The sequence below is a fragment of the Reinekea marinisedimentorum genome, assembly GCF_004341165.1.
Lineage (GTDB): Bacteria > Pseudomonadota > Gammaproteobacteria > Pseudomonadales > Natronospirillaceae > Reinekea > Reinekea marinisedimentorum.
Window position 1 is genome coordinate 381375 of the sequence record NZ_SLZR01000002.1, and the last position, 19609, is coordinate 400983.

Genomic DNA, 19609 nt, shown 5'->3' on the forward strand with positions numbered 1-19609 from the left:
CCAACCGTGAAACTACTGGAAACTGAATTTAAACTTTCTCTTTATTGTGTAAACGTACTTTCTGAAGCCATCGACAGCAAAGTTAAGCAGGCACTGAAGGACATCAACCACGACAACATTAGCCCGAGGGATTTGGGCATTCTGATAAAACTTGCTCGCTCCGAAAATGGCAAGATGGATTTGCTGGACGCCTACAGGCGGGAAATGAGAGCCCGATCGACCGTGTCAGATACGGCCAAACGCCTGGAAAAACACGGCTACCTGTGCAAAGAGTCGGCATCGGGCAACGCAAAGAACATCGTGTTGTCGGCAAAGCCAAAAGCGCTGGAGCTGCACAACGCAGTCACACCTGAAATCACTCAAATTGTCGATCAGCTATTTACCGGCTTTACCGAGGAAGAAAAAATACAGTTTATGAGGCTTACCGGCAGGGCTTACGAAAACCTCACCGGCAGAAAGATTAAAGGCAAGAGCAGGCAGGACTAACTACTCTTCTACACGAATCTCATCATCAAACTCCGCCGGCGTTACCACCACGCACTCCTGCTCGGAATCCGGAAACACCGCCACCAAATACCCATCTTCAGTGAGGCCCGGTGTCCAACGCTCTTGCCAGCGATGTTTATCGATCGCCACGGCTTTACAGTCGGCCCAGTCGCCATTCAGATTTTCTTCAGCGCATTCCTTATGAGGCCAAACAGGCACACAACCGGAGCCGTCTTCTTCAAGTAAAACGCTGCCATCGTTATCGGTCAGAATCCAAAGCTGTTCACTGGCAATCACCTGTTCTACCAGGTAACTGTAACGCTGTTCAGATGTACGGGCTTCCAGCTCGGCAAGGGTGAAGGGGTCTAGTGGTGTTGTCATATAAGGTGGCTCTGGCTTGATTTGCGGGCAGTATACCCGCTTATCGCCTGAACACTGAATAAAGCAGGTAAGTTATTGTTATTTAAGCGCCACTGTTGCGCTATTCTGTTGCCATTAACATCGAAACAGGAATGCCTGTATGGCTATCGAAGCTGCACGTATTGAAATCTGTAACCTCACTCTCGACCAGTACAGCGAAATAAAAGCACTGATGGATGACGCCTACCCCGATTTAGGCGGTGCCTGGCCCAAGCACACCATTGAACAGCTGATTGAAGACTTCCCTGAAGGTCAACTGGGCATTCTGGATGGCGGCAAGCTGGTTGGCCTGGCGCTGAGCGTGCAGGTGGCTTATGGCCGTTTTTCCAACCCCCATACCTATGAAGATGTGGTTGGCACCAACAACAAGATTAAGAGCGATAAAGACGGTGATGCCATGTACGGCCTGGATGTGGTCATCAGCAAAAGTCACCGCGGCCTGCGCCTGGGCCGGCGGCTGTATGATGCACGCAAGGAGCTGTGCCGGCAGTACAACTTCCGCGCCATTCTGGCCGGCGGTCGTATTCCGTTGTATAAGAATTTCAAAGATGAGATGACGCCGATGGAATACATCGATAAGGTCGCACGGCGTGATGTTTATGACCCCATTCTGAGCTTTCAGCTGTCCAATGACTTTCAGGTGAAGCGCCTGCTGAAAAAATACCTGCCGGAAGATCAGGGCAGCTCCGGCTACGCCACCCTGCTGGAGTGGAACAACATTCTGTTTGAGCCAAAAGATACCGTTTTAGAAGCACGCAAAAGCACGGTGCGGGTGGGCTCGGTGCAATGGCAGATGCGTACTGTCGAGAGTGTTGATGAACTGCTGGCGCAGGTCGAATACTTCGTCGATACCGTTTCCGATTACCAGAGCGACTTCATCGTCTTCCCGGAATTTTTCAACGCGCCCTTGATGGGTCTGGAAGATCACGCCAACCAGACGGAAGCCATTCGCGCCCTTTCTGAATACACGCCGCTGTTCCGCGATCGCATGTCGCAGATGGCCATCGAGTACAACGCCAACATCATTACCGGCTCGATGCCGCTGGCCGAGGATGGCCACATCTTTAACGTCTCTTATCTGTGTCACCGCAGTGGCAAGATCGACGAGCAGAAAAAGATTCACATTACCCCGCATGAAAAAAACGATTGGGTCATACAGGGCGGCGATAAAATTTCGGTGTTTGAAACGGACGCCGGCAAGGTGGGTATTCTCATCTGCTACGATGTGGAATTCCCCGAGCTGGGCCGTCTAATGGCCAAACAGGGCTTGGAGATTCTCTTTGTGCCGTTCTGGACCGACACCAAGAACAGCTACCTGCGCGTTCGTCATTGCGCACAGGCGCGGGCCATTGAAAACGAGTGCTATGTGGTGCTGGCCGGCAGCGTGGGCAACCTGCCTCAGGTAGAAAGCCTGGATGTGCAGTACGGTCAGTCGGCCATGCTGTCGCCTTCCGATTTTGCCTTCCCACACGATGCCATTCTTTCTGAGGCGACCCCCAACACCGAGATGCTGCTGTTCTCGGATATGGATCTCGACAAACTGCGCCTGCTGCATACCGAAGGCACCGTGCGCAACCTGAAAGACCGTCGTGAGGATGTGTACCGCAGAAGTTAACAGAACAGAAAAAGGAGAGAACTGAAATGAAAAAGGCACTGGTGACCGGCGGCAATCGCGGTATTGGTTTCGCGATTACTCAGGGGTTAATGGCTGAAGGTTTTGAGGTTTATCTTGGCGCGCGCGACTGGCAATTGGGCGAGCAAGCCGCCATTGAGGCCGGTGCGCAGTTTGTTCAACTGGATGTATCCAACCCCGAGAGCATCCGCGCAGCCGTGAATGAGATTCAGGCTGTCGATGTGCTGGTGAACAACGCCGGCGTACTCGGCAGCGGTGGCGTACTTGATAGCGAGCAGGAGTTTGCAATCTCGATGGCGACCATGGTTCACGGCCCCTTTCTGCTCATGCACCTGCTGGCACCGGCGATGATTGAAAACAACTATGGTCGCATTGTGAACATCTCGTCCGATTGGGGTTTGTTTTCAGAAGGTATGAAAGGCCCGGGCGGTTACGGCGTAGCCAAGGCCGCGTTGAACGCGCTGACCTTTTCAGCGGCAAGCAGCCTGCCGAACAACGTCAAGGTGAATGCGATGTGCCCGGGCTGGGTAAATACCCGCATGGGCGGTTTCGGCTCTGAGCGGCCACCGGAAAAGGGCGCGGAAACAGCCATCTGGCTGGCAACGCTTCCAGAGACCGGCCCAACAGGGAAGTTCTTCCGCGATAAAAATGAAATGGCCTGGTAACAGAGTTGCTAAAGAGCGGCGGCGGCTTCCCGAACATCAACCATCAGCGCTTCGATATCTTCCGGCTGCGTTGCCCAGTTACACATGAAGCGCGCATGGCCGGAGCCGATAAAGGTGTAAAAATGCCAGCCGCGCTGCTTGATGGCGTCAATCAGTGCCTCCGGCATTTGCACAAACACAGCGTTGGCCTGCACTGGGTGAACCAGCGTAATACCGGTAACCGTGCGCAGCTCCTGCGCCAGTCGTGCTGCACATTTATTGGCGTGCGCCGCCCGGTTGCGGAAGGCATCGGTTTCCAGAATGCCGATCCACGGGGCCGATAAAAACCGCATCTTGGAAGCCAGCTGACCAGCCTGTTTGCAGCGATAGCCAAAATCTTCAGCCAGTTCTTTATTGAAAAACACCACCGCTTCACCCACCGGCAACCCCGCCTTGGTGCCACCAAGGGTGAGCACATCGACACCCGCCTGCCAGGTGATTTCCTTGGCGGAACAGTTCAGCGAGGCCAACGCATTACCGAACCGGGCACCGTCCATATGAACGCGCAGGCCGTATTGATTGGCCACTGCTTTCAGCGCGGCAAGCTCATCTTTGGAGTAAACGGTGCCAACCTCTGTCGATTGCGTCAGCGACAGTACCCTTGGCTTGGGGTAGTGAATATCGGTTCGCTTCAGCACAATCTGCTCAACCGCCTCCGGGCTGACTTTGCCGTTGGCGCCGGGTGCCAGCAGCAGCTTGGTGCCGTTACTGAAAAATTCTACGGCACCACACTCGTCGGTTTCGATGTGCGCCAGCTCATGGCTGATAATGCTGTGGTAACTCTGGCACAGCGAAGCCAGCGCCAGACTGTTGGCCGCCGTGCCGTTAAAGGCGAAGAACACCTCGCAATCGGTTTCAAAAAAATCGCGGATCAGGTTGCAGGCTTTGGCCGTGTAATCGTCTTCACCATAGGCATTGGCAAAACCGGCACTGGCCATGGCCAGAGCTTCCATCGCCTCCGGGCAGATACCGGAATAGTTATCGCTGGCAAACTGGTTTTTAGACACTGGGCTGGAACGCATGCTCGGGTACTCCTGATCGGTGAATCGGGAAGTGTAGTGAATAGCGCTGGCGAACGACAAGGGTAAGGCGGGGAAATGCAGAGAATTTCGGTTTCTTATACGTAGAGGAGGACGCGTGAATCTGTAGGTCGGGCTTCAGCCCGACAAGACGCCAAGGAACGTCAGCAATCCCTGTTGGCCTAAAGGCCAACCTACAAGGAGTCTGAACCTGTAGGTCGGGCTTCAGCCCGACAAGGTGCGGAGGAAAGTCAGCAATCCCCGTTGGCCTAAAGGCCAACCTACAAGGAGTCTGAACCTGTAGGTCGGGCTTTAGCCCGACAAGGTGCGGAGGAAAGTCAGCATCCCTGTTGGCCTAAAGGCCAACCTACAAAGACTCTAAATCTGTAGGTCGGACTTCAGCCCGACAAGGTGCGGAGGAACATCAGCAATCCCCGTTGGCCTAAAGGCCAACCTACAGCAAGGGTTTCTGCAATTAAACGAAAATTAAGCCTGAGCAAATTCAGGTGGCCAAACACTCCAATCCTGCTTCGAAAACTTCATTTCTCCGTCATCACCTTTTTCAATGTTGATCCAACAGTTCCAGTTTTCGTAATCGATCTCCGGATAATCCAGACGATAATGGCTGCACCGACTCTCGGTACGCATGATCGATGCTTTCATTTTCATTTCAGCAGTGATGATCATGTTCATGGTTTCGTGCGCCAGACGCAGATGGTGACGGTCGGAAGCCATCATCATTGGGCCGTGATGCTCTTTCAACTCTTCAACATAAGCCAGTGCCGCATTCATCATGCGCTCTTTCTTAATATAGAGCACAAAGTTCGGAATCATCACGCTCTGCAGAACCTGCGTTACCCAGGAAGGTTTATAACCGGTTTCGCGTTTTAGCGGCGCCAGAATTTCCTCTCGGGTTTCACTCAGCTTCTGCGCTGGAATGGCGATTTTATCCACCTGCTTACTCGCTTCAGCGGCCGCCACACCGGCCAGCGCACCCTGAATAGCAGAGCCGGCCATAGAACCACCAATCTGGGTATAGATGCCACCGGCCATGTAGGAGCCCAAGGCATCACCGGATGCCCACAGCCCCGGAATGGTGGTTAAACCGTTTTCATCAATCGGGACCAGACCTTCGGATTTGTGAATCGCCATGCCGGCCGTCGAGCCGCCTACAGACTCCCCACCCATGCCCGGAGGCCCATTTGGGGCACTTGCTTTGCCGGTCAACTTGCTAAAGATGGCACTGAACGTAGATTGGTCACTACCACCTGGTGGAGGCCCCATCATCTGATTGTCGCCGTCGCCACCACCTGGCGGGCCGGATCGCTGAAACTCTTCAGGAACCCAAGGGCCACCCTTCACATCTTCAGCGCCAGGCCCCATAGATACCGGACCACCCTTCACATAAGCCGTGTAGTTCGTGCCAACGCCTAGGTCGTGATGAATTTCCGGGCCAGTTGTGCCCGGCTTTTCTTCGATCTGACCGTGCCAGTTATCGTAGCAGGACGCTGAATTTTCAGCGGTGCCCGGGTGGCCGTCATTCCACTCCTTACCGGTTACTTTTGCGCCGATGTTATAGGCCATAATGGTGCCATCGTGCGTTAAATCACACATCGGGAAGCCGTTGGGTTTAAAGCCACCCGAGCCGGTACACAGAATGACGGTTTTCGCTGAGAAGTTCAGAATCTCATTGCGATCCATACTAAAACCAGAGGCACCCACAACACGGCCCTGCTCTTTGTGCAGGTGTGTCATCATAATGCGCTCCATGACCGGAATTTTACGTTCTTTAATGGGCACCGAGAAACTTTCATTACAGAGCGGTGAATCAAAGAAACCCCATTCACGCAGTTCAGCAACACGATCGGCAGAATGATCCAGCAGCTGCTGACCAAAAACCGGGTTATTGGTGCCAATGGCCGAGGTCGACAATTTCGATATAAAGTCTTCTTCGCTCATGGTTGGGTTATTCTTGTCGTAAACAAAAATCCCCTTACCAAAAGGCGTTAAACCGGAAGACCCCAAACGGCCTTTAGAAACCATCACTACCTTGGCTCCGGCATCGTGCGCTTTAACCGCTGCAAACAAGCCCGCAATACCGGAACCAATGACCAGTACATCGGCTTCAAAGCTATTCGATTCAAAGCTTTCAGGGTCGACAACGGGCTCGTTTTTCGCCATCGGTGGCGGGCCCATACCTGGACCGCCTTGTCCACCCGGAGGCGGCCCCATGTTGGCAGCGATCGCAGTTGCACCCACCGCAGCGGCACCTACGCCAATAAAGGTACGACGAGATACATTTAATTTATCGGCCATGCTCGTTACCTCCAGGAAACTATGACAGGAATGGATTTTTCCGGCGTAATGCTAATGGCATCAACCGGGCAGTACAGACGGCACAGGTGACAGATCTGGCAGTCTTCCGGGTAAGCGATATAAGCCCGCTTTTTCTCATAGTCCATCTGAATCACATCCGTCGGGCAGGATTTCACACAGGTTTCGCAGCCTATGCAGCCTGCAATTTCATTAATTGCCATTTTCTATAGTCCTCTTAAACCTGTTATCAGAATGACAGTTGTTCAAAGTGAACATTGCGGCGCGGCACTTTCAGTGCTTTCAGGCTCTTATTCACGGCGGCGATCATCGGCTTCGGTCCGCAGAGATACACTGTCCAGTCTTTAAGATTTTCATCGCTCATCACTTCTTTGATGATGGCCTGATCAATAACACCGGTGTAGGCACCTTCACAGCCTTCCATACAAACAAGCTGTTGTTTGAAGTTCGCCATGCTGCTTTCAAGCGCTTTCATTTCATCCTGCAGCACCATCTGGTCGGCACGGTTGTTACCGTAGATCAAACGAACGGGGCGCTGTTCGTTGCTATCTGCCAGGCCGCGAAGCAGAGAAAGCATCGGGCCAATGCCTGCACCACCGGCAATTAACACAACGCCTTTAGACTTTTTGGTATCGCTTAAATTGATAGAACCGTACGGGCCATCAACGAAGACATCCTGCCCCACTTTCAGCTCACCCAGCTTGCTGGTGTAGTCACCCAGGTTACGAATCAGGAAGGAAACGTTCGGCAGAGAAGAACGGCTGGAAGCAATGGAGAACGGGTGCTCTTTTACGCCACCGCTGGTCGCGGTGTTGAACCAGACAAACTGCCCCGGTTCAAAATCGAAATCGGAACCTGCACCGGCATCCATCGTGACTTCCCAGTCGCTGCTGCTCACCTGCTGAACGCTTGTGAGTTTGAACGGATTGCTCTTCATGATTTGTGGCTTCACAAAGTAGTTAAACAGCACCATCAACACAGAGAACGAACACAGACCCCACCAGATTTCGTTATACCAGCCACCGAACTGACCATGCTGGCCAACCGTAGTGACGTGCAGCGTTGCTAAAATGGCAATCGCAACAAAGCCAAGCATGTGCGTAAAACGCCAGGTTTCGTATTTCATGGGCAGGCGGTCTTTAAAGATGGACATCAGAATCCAAACGATCATACCGACCCAGGCGATAATGCCGGTGAGCATTTGCGGCGCTCGGATAACCTCCATAATGGCACGCATGCCATCGGTCTGAGACATCGCGAACTTCGGCATCAAAATAAGCAGCGGGTGCAGCAGAAAAATAACGCCCAGCCACTGACCTACCTTTTTGTGGTGCGACATGTTCCAGTCGATATTGGCAAACAGTGGGATACTTTTCAGGCGGCTGCCCAATGGGAACTGAATAAAAAACATCATCATCGCCAGCGTGTTAAACAGGCTGACAAAGGCTGCATAGGTGTTTTTTTCCTGCATGTCCAAGGCATAGGTTGCCAAAAACGGAAGAACCATCAGGCATACATACCCTAAAAAGAGCTTTGCCTTGCGTCCAAAATGCAGCGTATATTTTTTCGTCGGCGCAGAGTTAGCCGGTACTTGTGCTGTCATATTCTGTAGTCCAATAAAATGGTTTGTTTCTCAATGCCAGCCTGAAAAACGCTGGGCATTGCCCCCCAAATACAAGGGCCAGCATATCTTTCAAAATTGAGGGAAATATGGAGGAAAGTGGGATTAAAATCCTTTAAAGGCAGCATGCGGTAAGGCTTGTAGCGGTTTTGTCGGTTCTTTGTCTGCGCTCAGTTTTAATGAGAATCAATCACTGTGCTTTACAGATAAATAAAACCACCCTTTGCAGGAATCCGCCCTAAAATGAACAAGGCATTTGACAGAAAGACTGCTCACATCATATATTAGAAATTACTAATTTAATCAGTCTGGTAACTAACCTGAGAGCGGGCGGCAACAAGATGAAAAGCGCAGACAATCGATCAACCGGCGAAAGCCCGAGTAGTCAGCAGCCAGCGGATAAACCCAAAGCACTGGAACAGATACAGGGCAACGATCTGGCCGGCGGTGTTCTGGCATTAATCCGCAAGGGCTTGTATGGCCGCACCCTGGCCTTGCGCGATACCAGCGCCGCCATCATTGTGACGCTGATGCTGATTCCACAAAGCCTCGCCTACGCACTGGTTGCCGGTCTGCCGGCCGAGGCCGGCTTATACGCCTCCATTCTGCCGCTTATTGCCTATGCCCTGTTCGGGACCAGTGCCGCACTGGCGGTGGGCCCGGTGGCCATTATCAGCTTGCTGACCGCCAACGCGCTGGTACCACTGGCCGAAGTCAGCAGCGCCTATTACGCACAGCTGGCACTGTTACTGGCCGCGCTTTCCGGTGTGTTTTATGTGTTGCTGGGCGTGTTCCGGCTGGGCTTTCTGACGCAGCTGCTCAGCTATCCGGTTATGAAAGGCTTTATTACCTCATCCTCGCTGCTGATTGTCATCGGTCAGATCAAACCCCTAACCGGCATCTTCATGGAGCGCGGCAACCTGATTGAACGGCTGCACACCCTGGATATCAGCACCCTGCATGCTCCTTCCGCCGTGATGGGTGTACTGGCTATGGTGATCCTGTTCTGGGTACGCTCGAAGGGCGGCGTGGCCTTTACCGGAAAGCTGTTCGGTAATTTTGCGTCCACATTCCGCCGGCTGATGCCCATGCTGCTCATCGTTCTGGCGGCGGTGCTCACCGGCCTCTTCCAGCTGCAGGAAACCGGCCTGGAAACGGTGGGTACACTGCCCAAAGGCCTGCCCGTATTGCAGATGCCGCCATTGGATTTTGGGCTGATCCAAACCCTCGCACTGCCGGCGTTCATCATTACGCTGATCGGCATGACCGAATCCATCGCCGTGGGGCAAACACTGGGTACCGCCAAGCGCCAGCGTATTAATGCCAACCGTGAGCTGCTGGGTCTGGGCGCAGCCAATATCGCGGCTGGCTTCAGTGGCGGCTTTCCGGTTACCGGTGGCATGTCGCGTTCTGTGGTGAATGCCGATGCCGGAGCCGAAACGCCGATCGCCGGTGCCCTCACGGCACTGTTCCTGAGCCTGAGTATTTTATTTCTGACGCCCTGGCTGGCTTATATTCCCACACCGGTGCTGGCCGGCTCGATCATCGTGGCGGTATACCAGCTGCTGGAATTCCCATCGATGATGAAGCTGCTGAAAACCAACCGCATCGACGGCATCATCACCTGGGTCACTGCGATTCTGGTGCTGGTCTGGGAGGTCGAGGCCGGCTTACTGGTGGGTGTGGCGCTGTCGCTGGTTACTCTGCTGGCCAGCCACCGCAAGCCCTACATGGCGGTATTGGGGCGCATTCCCGGTACCGAGCGCTTTAAAAACATTAACCACGCAGAAACCGAAACACTGCCCAATACCCTGTTTGTGCGCATAGACGAAAGCCTGACCTTCATGAACGCCGGCGTGGTAGAGCAAGCACTGCTGGAGTTTGTCGCCGGCCGGCAGGATTTAACCAAGCTGGTGCTGGTGGCCTCCGGTATACACACCATCGATGCCACCGGCGCCAACATGCTGAAGCGCTTCCGCCAGGAAGTAGATGGTGCCGGCATCACCTTTTACATGACCGATATTAAGGTGCCGCTGGCACGCAAACTGGAATCCTTTGGCTTGTTTGATGAAGCGGCACACTGCTCGCGGCTTTCCACCATTGAGGTGTTTCAGAAACTAGCGCTGAAGCCGTCTGAAAAATTATGCTGATCCACGGGCGCAACCCATGTTTTCTTTGCGGCTATGGCAAGTGACTGGCATTTTGAGTAGATTAATTACGCCAAAACTGATTTTGAGGAAGCAAGATGATTTACAACAGCAACATCGAAACTGAAACTCTGGAAAACACCAATTACCGCAAGGTGCTGTATACCGGCACTAACATGCAGCTGGTGGTTATGTGTCTGCAACCGGGCGATGACATTCCGGCCGAGGTTCACGACGACATCGAACAATTCTTCCGGGTTGAAGAAGGTACGGCGAAGGTGATTATTGATGACGAAACCTTTGAAGTTTCCGACGATGAAGTCTTCATTGTTCCACCGGGTGCAAAGCATCAGGTTATCAATGCCGGTGATAGCGAGCTGAAGCTGTACACCATTTACACGCCGCCAGAGCACCCTGCAGGCACGGTTCATAAAGATCAGGCTGAAGCAGATGCCTATGAGCAGGCGCATCACCACCACTAAGCCAGTGGCGCTTAACCTTATGCCCGCTGCGCAGTTATAGCGATTGCGCAGCATCCTTTTCGGCTTCGGCCTTCTTGATCACCTTATGGCGGTCTTCACTGACGCCACGCTTCCAGTAACTGCTGATGTAGCTGTGATCTCTCGCCACCTGCTTCTGCACACGGAAGTACTTGCGCAGTTGACGCATATCTTCAAATTCACAGGCACTCCAGGTGCTGACGTTCCCTTCCAGCCAGGGCAGGTTTTTGACCGTTTCGACCAGCGATTGTTGCGGTGGCAACCAGATCACCTCTATTCCTTCCGGCACGTTCAACGCCTGCTTATCAGCCTCACTCATCAGGCTGACCACCATATAGCCTTTGGCGTCTGAAGGCAGCTGACTGGCTTTTACTGAGCAGGCCGGTAAGGCGGTCATATCGGCCACCATCAGATACCAATCGGCATCGGTGTACATGGCCTGCATTTTACCGGGGCCTCCAATGCTGATGGTATCGCCCACTTTCGCCTGCATCGCCCAGCTGGCGGCGACACCCGGCTCGTGATCAGGCGATAGATGCGCCACAAAATCGACCTCAATCGCGGTATTTTCAGTATCAACCGAACGAATGGTGTAGGTGCGCAGAACCGGGCGTTCGCCTTCTGCCAGCTGTTTAAGATCGGTACCGCCCTGGGGGTTGAACATTAATTTGATGTAATTGCCGGCATCGTCTGCGGTGATATGGCCAATCTCTTCACCCTGCAGAGTGATGCGCTGCATATTCGCGGTCACCCGTTCGGTGGCCGTAACGGTAACTCTGTGACTCTTTGGTATCGGTTTTGCCATTTGCTGTTTACTCGCGGCTATTCTGTTTATTAGTGTCATTTTCACACAATGGCGTAAAAAGCCTGAAAGCTCAATCGTAAATGAGAATGACTATCATGATTGACAATAGCTTTTCTTTTCGGTTCTTCAAAGATGGGAACCGAAGCCGTTTTTACAAGTCTTAGTTCGGCAACCGGATTAATGCAACAGTCGGTTGCTCGTAGTAATCCTACCAAGAAAGCGTTTGCTCCTTATTCTGCTCCGGAATAAGGAGTCTTTTTCTCTGAAGCCAGACATCCGTGCTGTGCAAAATGAACCCTGCACCGGCGGCTATCGTATAAACTGTCTGTATCAATCAACAATACAGGCCTGACCCATGAAAATTCTCATCACAGGTGCGACCGGGCTGATTGGCCGAAACTTCATCAGACGTTTTCATCAGTATCACTACGTTGCCCTCAGCCGCCGGCCAGAGGCCGCCCGCAAGCTTCTGGGTAGCAGCGTTGAGCTGATTCAAAGCCTTGATGAACTTACTAATCTCGACGGTTTCGATGCGGTCATCAACCTGGCCGGCGAGCCAATTGTTGGCAAACGCTGGAGCCGCAGCCAAAAGCGGTTAATTGCCGACAGTCGCTTCACCACAACCCTCAAGCTGGTGCAGTTGTTCGAGCAAAGCAGTCAGCCTCCGGCGACCTTTATCAGCGGTTCGGCGATCGGCATTTATGGCATCAACGCCGCCGGATTGCATGAAACCAGCCCGGTCACTGCCGATGACTTTGCAGCAAACCTATGCAAGGAGTGGGAACAGATCGCCCAGCAGGCCGCTGAACTGACCCGGGTGGTCGCCTTACGCACTGGCATAGTGTTGAGCACTCAGGGCGGCGCACTGCAAAAAATGCTGCCGGCCTTCCGCCTTGGCGCGGGCGGAAAACTGGGCAGTGGCGAGCAGATGATGTCGTGGATTCACATTGAAGATATGTGTGCCGCCATTAACTTTCTGCTGCACAACGAAACCATCACCGGCGCGGTAAATATGGTGGCGCCGAACAGCGTTACCAACGCCCAGTTCACCGAATTGCTGGCCAAGGAATTACACCGACTGGCCATCATCCCGGCTCCCGCCTTCGCACTCAAACTTGCACTTGGGGAAGCCGCTTCGCTACTGCTGGGCAGCCAGAAGATTGAACCGCGTGTGCTGGAGAGCGCCGGATTTGAATACCGCTACGCCACCCTCAGCAGCGCTTTGGAAAACCTGATATCTGAAAAGGAATAACGATGAAAAACCTGTTAACTATTCTGCTGACCGCAACGCTGTTCAGTTGCGTCAGCGTTCCGGAAAACGTCGAACCGGTCAGCGATTTTAACACCCAACAGTACATGGGCACCTGGTACGAAATAGCCCGTCTGGATCACTGGTTTGAGCGCGACCTGAATCAGATTACCGCAACCTATGAGCTGCAGGAAAATGGCACCGTGAAGGTACTTAACCGGGGCTTTAATACAGAAAAAGACAAGTGGTCTGAAGCCAACGGCAAGGCTAAATTTGTTGGCGAGAGCAGTACCGGTCATTTAAAGGTGAGCTTCTTCGGGCCATTTTATGGCTCTTACGTGGTGTTTGAACTGGGTGACGATTACGACTACGCCTTTATAACCGGCAACGATACCGACTACCTGTGGTTTTTATCACGCACGCCCACGGTCAGCGACGAAATGAAAGCATATTTTATCAACCGGGTTACGGAACTGGGCTTCCCTGCAGATGAGTTAATTTTTGTCGAGCACTAATTGAAAAAAGGGCCGCATTGTCCGTCCAACCAATGCGGCCATGGTAAAGCGAATAGTCTGTTAGCCGAGCAGTGACTTCACATAATCGGCAATCTCTGCGTTTTGGCAGTTCTCAAAGAAGCAGGCCTGAAAACGCTCACCGCTGACAGCGGTTTTGACCAGTTCCTGATCGATCGACTTCAAGGTATCTAGATAGTTTTCTTTCACTACTGCCGCCTTAACATCATTCAGAATGGCCGCGTTCTTCTGCTGCGGTTCGGCACGCTCCAGCGGGTAACCTAAACCACGCTCACCGCTGTTGAAGGCCTTTTCAAAGATGTTGCGCACGTTCAGCTCCGCACCCCAACCAAAGCCTTTGGCAAAGGCCAGCGCCAGTGCGTTACCGTTGTTGATCTGGTTAAACAGGAAGGCATCGGAAGGTTCCAGGCAGTAACCGCACACCACGCCCGGATGAATGTTCAGCGACATCATCGCACCCTGACCGGTTCCGCAACCGGCCACGACAAAATCGACGGCTTTGCTGTTCAGCAGAATGCTGGCCTGAATACCTAAATGAATGTAGGTCAGTTGATGATCATCGGCATCGCACATACCCACGTTGAATACTTCATCGCCGGTTGTTTGCGCAACGCTGTTTAATTCGTTAAGGATAATGGCGTTCTTTGCCGCCTGGCTGTTTTCCATCGTTAATGCAATTTTCATAATCTCTCCTGTCGAGCTATGACTTGGATTGGGTGTACCGATCCTGTTCTTGTTTTAAAGCATTTAAAGCTGTCAGCGTGCCAGCCAGCCGCCATCGACCGCCAGCGTATAACCGTTGATGTAAGCGGCCGCATCGGAGGCCAGGAACACACACGGACCGGCAACATCTTCCGGTTTACCCCAGCGCCCGGCCGGGATGCGCGCCAGAATTTCGGTATTGCGGGTTTCATCATTCTGCAGCGCTTCCGTGTTGTTGGTGGCCATGTAACCCGGCGCAATGGCGTTGACGTTAATGTTGTGCTTTGCCCACTCGTTAGCCATCAGCTTGGTCAGGCCGGCCAGACCGCTCTTCGAAGCTGTGTACGAAGGCACACGAATACCGCCCTGGAATGAAAGCATGGACGCTATGTTGATGATCTTTCCGCCCTTACCCTGCGCGATGAACTGTTTGGCGACCGCCTGAGAGAGAAAGAATGCGCTCTTCAGGTTCACATCCATCACGTCGTCCCAGTCTTTCTCGGTGAAATCAACCGCATCATTGCGGCGGATAATGCCAGCGTTGTTGACCAGAATATCGATGTGTTTAACGCTCTCCAGGGCTTGCGCCATCACCGTATCAACGGTCTCAACACTGCCCAGCTCGGCGCGGATATCCACAAAGGTACGCCCCATTTCGCGGATAACCCTGGCCGCCTCGGCCGGCTCCGAACGGTTGACGCCAATCACATCGCAGCCGGCTTCAGCCAAGCCAATCGCCATGGCCTGCCCCAGCCCGGTATTGCAACCCGTCACCATGGCGACTTTTCCGGAAAGATCGAATGTTTGCAGAATCATGGGCAGCTCCTGAATGGCGTTAGTATAGGTTGGAATGAAGCTAACCATAGCACAACTGAAACAATGGGCAATTAAAAATGAAATGGCGTTTCATTTATTTACAATACTATCATCTTGTATTCAGGATTCGTTTTCACAATTTATGAAATGGCATTTCGAAAAAAATGAATAGCCACGGTCAATGGGGTATAGTCGCGCAGCAATAAATCAAAAAGGTTTTAACCGTGAGCAAAAACTCTCAGCCGGAATCGGTGTCATCGGTTCTGAAGGTATTCAGCATTCTTCAAACCATGGGCGAACAGGGCAAAGTTGGGGTATCGGAGCTTTCACAAAAGCTGATGATGTCGAAGGCCACCACCTACCGCTTTCTGCAGACCATGAAAACCCTTGGTTATGTGCAGCAGGAAGCCGAAGCGGATAAGTACTCACTCACCATGAAGCTCTTTAAGCTTGGTGCGCTGTCACTCGATGAAGTCGACTTGATTGAGTTGGCCGATCAGCAAATGCGGGTTATTTCCGGCGAAACCAACGAAGCGCTGCATTTGGGTGCCTTCGATGAAGACGCCATCATCTACATCCACAAGATCGACTCCAACTACAACCTGCGCATGCAATCGCGCATTGGCCGCCGCAACCCGCTGTACAGCACCGCCATTGGCAAGGTACTGATGGCCGATAAAAGCGACGATGAGGTTCGGGCGATTCTGGCCGGTGTTGAATTTGTTAAGCACACCGAAAAAACCCACGCCAATGCCGAGGCGCTGATCAGTGAACTGGCCCAGGTTCGACGCCAGCATTTCGCCGAAGATAACGAAGAACAGGAGCCGGGCCTGTATTGTATTGCCGCGCCGGTTTACGACCGTTTCGACCGCGTCATTGCCGGGGTGTCGATCTCCTTCCCGACCATTCGTTTCGATACCGAGCGCAAAGCCCATTATGTGACGCTGCTGCACAATGCCGGGCGTAATATTTCTGAACAACTGGGCTGTGAGCACTACCCGGTGGCGGCGGAATAGCGCTGACGGCAGGCAAAAAAAAGCCCGCATCCGCGGGCAAGTGTGGACTCAAAACTTTAGGTCTAACTACTGAACACTCTTACCGAGCTGATCACGCAGCCAGTCGCCCAGCAAATTCAAGCCAAGCACGGTGAGCATAATGGCCAGGCCGGGGAACAGGGTAATCCACCAGGCGGTTTGCACATAGTTGCGGCCTTCGGCGAGCATGCCGCCCCAGCTTGGGGTTTGCGGGTCAACACCCAGGCCCAGGAAGGTCAGGCTGCTTTCCAGCAGAATATTGTTGGCAATGTTCAGCGTCAGCAGAATAATTAGCGGCCCCATGGCGTTCGGCAGAATGTGGCTGAAGATGATTTTTGCAGACGACTGGCCATAACTTTTTGCCGCCAGAATAAAGGTGCGCTCGCGCAGTGCCAGCACCGAGCCGCGCACAATACGCGCGTACTGCACCCATTGGGTGACGATCATCACGATGATGATGCGCTCCAGGCTTGGGCCATAAATGGCAATCACGGTCATGGCAAACAGAATGAACGGGAAGGCCAGCTGAATATCGGCAAAGCGCATGACGATGGTATCCAGCACGCCGCGATAGTAACCGGCGTACAGGCCGAGGATGGTTCCCAGTACCACCGCTCCAAGCGAAGAATACACTCCAACCACAAAAGAAACCTTACCGCCGGTTGCGATGCGCGCAAGGATGTCGCGGCCCAGAGCATCGGTACCGAGCGGATGGCCGGGTTCTGCAAAGGGTGCGGCCAGGCGCGCCATCAGGTTGATCGACTCGCCACCATCCGGGAAAAACACCGGCGCCAGCAGCACCAGGCCGACCAGCAACAGTGTCAGCGTGATGCCGACGACAAATTCCAGATTCCGGCAGCGGGCCATCGCGTTGGAAAACCACGCCGGGGTTGTGCGAATTTCAGTTTGCGCTGTCATGACTTCACCCTTATGCGTGGATCAATTAATGAATACGCCATATCGGTCACCAGGTTCACGATGACAATGAGCATGGCCAGAATACACACCGAGGCCTGCAGCAGCGGGTAATCACGCTGGGCGATGGCATCGAGTGCCAGCGAGCCCATGCCCGGCCAGTTGAAAACACGCTCAACCACGACAATGCCGCCAATCAGGTTGCCGAACTGCAAACCGAAGAAGGTAATCAGGGCAATGGCGCTGTTACGCAGGGCATGTTTATAGATCACCCAAAATTCTTTTACACCCTTGGCGCGGGCGACCATGATGTATTGCTCGGAAAGCACATCGAGCATGGCGGTACGCACCAGCCGGACATTCACCGCCGTCAGTACAATCGCCACGGTTGCCGAAGGCAGTACCAGCGAGGCAACGCCGCTAAAGCCACTCACCGGCAGCACATTAAAGGTAATAGAGAAAATCAGTACCAGCATCATCGCCAGCCAGAAGTTCGGAAAAGAAAGACCGGTCAGCGATAAAATACGAATCAGCTGGTCGACCCACTTGCCCTGCTTTACTGCCGCAACGATACCGAGCGGAATAGAAATTAAAATCGACAGCACCATAGAGGTTGCCGCCAACAAGAGCGTGGAAGGCAGCGCAGAACCGATCAGTTCTTTGATCGGGCCGCGGAAAAAGCTGTTACCCAATTCACCGGTAAGCAGCTGCCCCATAAACTGTAAATACTGCACATGGAAGGGTGCATTCAAACCGAGTGATTCACGAATCATCGCGAGATCGGCTTCGGTTACGTTGCTGGACTCTTGCGTCATCATCACCGCCGGGTCGCCGGTAAAGCGAATGGCAAAGGCAACGAATAGCGTTACCGCCAGTGTGACGAAAACAGCCTGCAATAACCGTTGAGATAAAAAAGTTAACTGTTGCATGGCATCACCAGAAATTAGATTAACGAATCAATAAACTCAGGCACGCGGATAAGCAGTGAGCGGCGTGGTTGTTTTTTTAGGCATCGGTACACAGGATGTGTACCGCTGAGTGACACAGGGATGTGCTCGAACGACCTGAAAAAACAACCACGCCGGTTACTGCGACGAACCGGCGAATGGGTTTTACTCAGCCACCACCACATTCATATAACGAACGCGGTCATCCGGTGCCGGTACAAAACCGGAAACCTTTTTCGACACACCATACATGGTGGCCAGGTTAAACAGTGGCAATTCCAGAGATTGCTCGCGGATGTAACCGGCCACCTGTTGCAGCGCCTGTTCACGCACATCACGGTCGTAAGTGGCGCGCTGCTGCTCGAGCAGTTCATCCAGTTTGGCATCGTTGATGTACGGGTTAAAACGTTCGCCGCTGTGGTACAGCAGGTAAGCTGTGTTATCGAAATCAAACGTCCAGCCACCCCAGCCGAACTGGAACAGTTCACCGGTTTTACCGTTCGGGATCAGATCGGACGCCATAATGTTGGTTTCATTCGCGCGGATTTTCAGATTCAGACCCACCATGCCCAGGTAAGAGCTGACCACCTGAGAAATTTCACGGAAGGTCTCATCGCTGTTGTAGATATCCAGCGTAATATCGGTACCCGGTGCAACTCCCGCTTCTTTCAACAGAGCCTTGGCACGCGCAGGATCGTACGGGTACTTCTTAATGCTGGCATCGTTACCGAACGAAAGCTCGCCCTGAGCCGTGGCAATGGATTCACCCAGGCCACCGAGCAGTGCATTCAAAATCGCATCACGGTCGATGGCAATGTTCATTGCCTCGCGCACGCGCGCATCCGCAGTAATGCCACTGTTGGCTTTAAAACGCATCATGTTCACCGTTGGGCCACCGACGGTCACCAGGTCAACCGATTTATTCTTTTTCAGGGTTTCAACTGAGGTGTTCGGTACGTTCAGAGAAATATCAACACCACCGGACATCAGCTCCGCCATGCGGGTGGCTGGCTCAGAGATAAAGCGAATGTTCACCAGTTCTGTTTTTGCTGTGCCGTTCCAGTAGCCTTCGAAACGCGCAAGCTTCAACTCCACTGACGGTTCATAGCTTACAACCTGATAAGGGCCGGTACCGACAGGCTTACGGTCGAACGCTTCTTCGCCGACTTCTTCAATATACTTAGGCGGTACAATCATGGCGCCGTAACCCGCCAGCTTGGTAATCAGTACCGGGTCAACCTGGTTCATGTGGAACTCAACCGTGTAGTCATCGATCACTTCAACAGAGCCGATTGAGGTGTAGTTGGAACGCTGTGGGCCTTTTTGCCCCTGCTCGCCCAACAGACGATCGAAGGTATATTTTACGGCCGCTGCGTTGAACGGCTCGCCATTGTGAAAGCTGACGCCTTCGCGCAGGGTAAAACGGATGCGGCTGTTATCATCAAGAAATTCCCAGGCAGTCGCCAAGCCCGGCACCAGCTGTAAATCTTCACCACGCTGAATCAGGCCTTCAAAAATATTGCTGCCGATAGAACCCCAGGAAAGGCGGAACGTATCAATCGGGTCCAGGTTTTGCGGGTCGGAGCCCTGTGCAACATTCAGTTCACTCAGGGCATACGCCTGCACACCGGAAAACGCCAGTACGGTGGCCAGCAGGCCGGTTTTAACAGTTTTAACGAAGCCCTGTCGCGAGCATGACAGAGTTGATGTTATTAATTTCACAATGAGATCCCTCCATTAGAGT

The 19609-nt window shown here is 53.1% G+C and carries 19 protein-coding genes; 8 read left to right on the forward strand and 11 right to left on the reverse strand.

The annotated features are described in order from the left end of the window. The first annotated feature begins 6 nt into the window (after window positions 1-6). Window positions 7-486: a MarR family winged helix-turn-helix transcriptional regulator gene (locus tag BCF53_RS03975; protein ID WP_132700135.1), complete on the forward strand. Its 480-nt coding sequence runs from the start codon at window positions 7-9 to the stop codon at window positions 484-486. Here BCF53_RS03975 and BCF53_RS03980 read toward each other — a convergent pair whose 3' ends face one another. Beyond that, window positions 487-867 (reverse strand): DUF2750 domain-containing protein, encoded by a 381-nt coding sequence (locus BCF53_RS03980; RefSeq protein ID WP_132700137.1) that lies wholly within the window; start codon window positions 865-867, stop codon window positions 487-489. Window positions 868-1006: 139 nt separating this feature from the next. On the opposite strand from BCF53_RS03980, the gene BCF53_RS03985 reads away from it, so the two are divergent. Both BCF53_RS03985 and BCF53_RS03990 read left to right on the forward strand, forming a co-directional pair. After that, window positions 1007-2521: a bifunctional GNAT family N-acetyltransferase/carbon-nitrogen hydrolase family protein gene (locus BCF53_RS03985; protein WP_132700139.1), complete on the forward strand. Its 1515-nt coding sequence runs from the start codon at window positions 1007-1009 to the stop codon at window positions 2519-2521. A gap of 26 nt (window positions 2522-2547) precedes the next feature. After that, window positions 2548-3204 carry an SDR family NAD(P)-dependent oxidoreductase gene (locus BCF53_RS03990; protein ID WP_132700141.1) on the forward strand — a complete coding sequence of 219 codons (657 nt, stop codon included), beginning with the start codon at window positions 2548-2550 and terminating at the stop codon, window positions 3202-3204. A gap of 8 nt (window positions 3205-3212) precedes the next feature. Here BCF53_RS03990 and BCF53_RS03995 read toward each other — a convergent pair whose 3' ends face one another. From BCF53_RS03995 to BCF53_RS04010, 4 genes are all read right to left on the reverse strand, one after another. After that, window positions 3213-4265, reverse strand: a complete 1053-nt coding sequence (locus tag BCF53_RS03995; protein WP_132700143.1) for a threonine aldolase family protein — start codon at window positions 4263-4265, stop codon at window positions 3213-3215. Window positions 4266-4748: 483 nt separating this feature from the next. Continuing rightward, complete coding sequence (locus tag BCF53_RS04000; protein ID WP_132700145.1) at window positions 4749-6578, reverse strand: FAD-dependent oxidoreductase; 1830 nt, start codon at window positions 6576-6578, stop codon at window positions 4749-4751. Window positions 6579-6583: 5 nt separating this feature from the next. Then, window positions 6584-6799: a 4Fe-4S dicluster domain-containing protein gene (locus BCF53_RS04005; protein ID WP_132700147.1), complete on the reverse strand. Its 216-nt coding sequence runs from the start codon at window positions 6797-6799 to the stop codon at window positions 6584-6586. A 26-nt stretch (window positions 6800-6825) separates the two neighbouring features. After that, window positions 6826-8199, reverse strand: a complete 1374-nt coding sequence (locus BCF53_RS04010; protein ID WP_132700149.1) for a ferredoxin reductase family protein — start codon at window positions 8197-8199, stop codon at window positions 6826-6828. Window positions 8200-8558: 359 nt separating this feature from the next. Here BCF53_RS04010 and BCF53_RS04015 point away from each other — a divergent pair, with 359 nt between their 5' ends. Together BCF53_RS04015 and BCF53_RS04020 are read left to right on the forward strand one after the other, a co-directional pair. After that, the gene (locus BCF53_RS04015) at window positions 8559-10367 is read left to right on the forward strand and encodes a SulP family inorganic anion transporter (RefSeq protein ID WP_132700151.1); all 1809 of its coding nucleotides are present in this window, start codon (window positions 8559-8561) and stop codon (window positions 10365-10367) included. Window positions 10368-10462: 95 nt separating this feature from the next. Continuing rightward, window positions 10463-10846 carry a cupin domain-containing protein gene (locus BCF53_RS04020; RefSeq protein WP_132700153.1) on the forward strand — a complete coding sequence of 128 codons (384 nt, stop codon included), beginning with the start codon at window positions 10463-10465 and terminating at the stop codon, window positions 10844-10846. 34 nt (window positions 10847-10880) lie between these two features. Here the strand turns inward: BCF53_RS04020 and BCF53_RS04025 are convergent, their stop codons facing one another. Beyond that, window positions 10881-11669: a siderophore-interacting protein gene (locus BCF53_RS04025; protein WP_132700155.1), complete on the reverse strand. Its 789-nt coding sequence runs from the start codon at window positions 11667-11669 to the stop codon at window positions 10881-10883. A 355-nt stretch (window positions 11670-12024) separates the two neighbouring features. On the opposite strand from BCF53_RS04025, the gene BCF53_RS04030 reads away from it, so the two are divergent. Next, complete coding sequence (locus BCF53_RS04030) at window positions 12025-12921, forward strand: TIGR01777 family oxidoreductase (RefSeq protein WP_132700157.1); 897 nt, start codon at window positions 12025-12027, stop codon at window positions 12919-12921. A gap of 2 nt (window positions 12922-12923) precedes the next feature. After that, window positions 12924-13433, forward strand: coding sequence for a lipocalin family protein (locus BCF53_RS04035; protein ID WP_132700159.1), 510 nt, complete (start codon window positions 12924-12926; stop codon window positions 13431-13433). A gap of 60 nt (window positions 13434-13493) precedes the next feature. Here BCF53_RS04035 and BCF53_RS04040 read toward each other — a convergent pair whose 3' ends face one another. Both BCF53_RS04040 and kduD read right to left on the reverse strand, forming a co-directional pair. Continuing rightward, entirely contained in the window at window positions 13494-14135 is a 642-nt protein-coding gene (locus tag BCF53_RS04040; RefSeq protein ID WP_132700161.1) for an RpiB/LacA/LacB family sugar-phosphate isomerase, read from the reverse strand. A 72-nt stretch (window positions 14136-14207) separates the two neighbouring features. Beyond that, window positions 14208-14969 (reverse strand): 2-dehydro-3-deoxy-D-gluconate 5-dehydrogenase KduD, encoded by a 762-nt coding sequence (gene kduD, locus BCF53_RS04045; protein ID WP_132700163.1) that lies wholly within the window; start codon window positions 14967-14969, stop codon window positions 14208-14210. A gap of 224 nt (window positions 14970-15193) precedes the next feature. On the opposite strand from kduD, the gene kdgR reads away from it, so the two are divergent. Continuing rightward, window positions 15194-15985: a DNA-binding transcriptional regulator KdgR gene (gene kdgR, locus BCF53_RS04050; RefSeq protein ID WP_132700165.1), complete on the forward strand. Its 792-nt coding sequence runs from the start codon at window positions 15194-15196 to the stop codon at window positions 15983-15985. 66 nt (window positions 15986-16051) lie between these two features. Here kdgR and BCF53_RS04055 read toward each other — a convergent pair whose 3' ends face one another. The 3 genes from BCF53_RS04055 to BCF53_RS04065 form a co-directional block, all read right to left on the reverse strand. Continuing rightward, window positions 16052-16921: an ABC transporter permease gene (locus BCF53_RS04055; RefSeq protein ID WP_132700167.1), complete on the reverse strand. Its 870-nt coding sequence runs from the start codon at window positions 16919-16921 to the stop codon at window positions 16052-16054. Beyond that, window positions 16918-17847 (reverse strand): ABC transporter permease, encoded by a 930-nt coding sequence (locus BCF53_RS04060; protein ID WP_132700169.1) that lies wholly within the window; start codon window positions 17845-17847, stop codon window positions 16918-16920. The genes BCF53_RS04055 and BCF53_RS04060 overlap by 4 nt, the downstream gene beginning before the upstream one ends. A gap of 183 nt (window positions 17848-18030) precedes the next feature. Next, window positions 18031-19587, reverse strand: coding sequence for an ABC transporter substrate-binding protein (locus BCF53_RS04065; RefSeq protein WP_243645762.1), 1557 nt, complete (start codon window positions 19585-19587; stop codon window positions 18031-18033). Window positions 19588-19609: the final 22 nt, after the last annotated feature.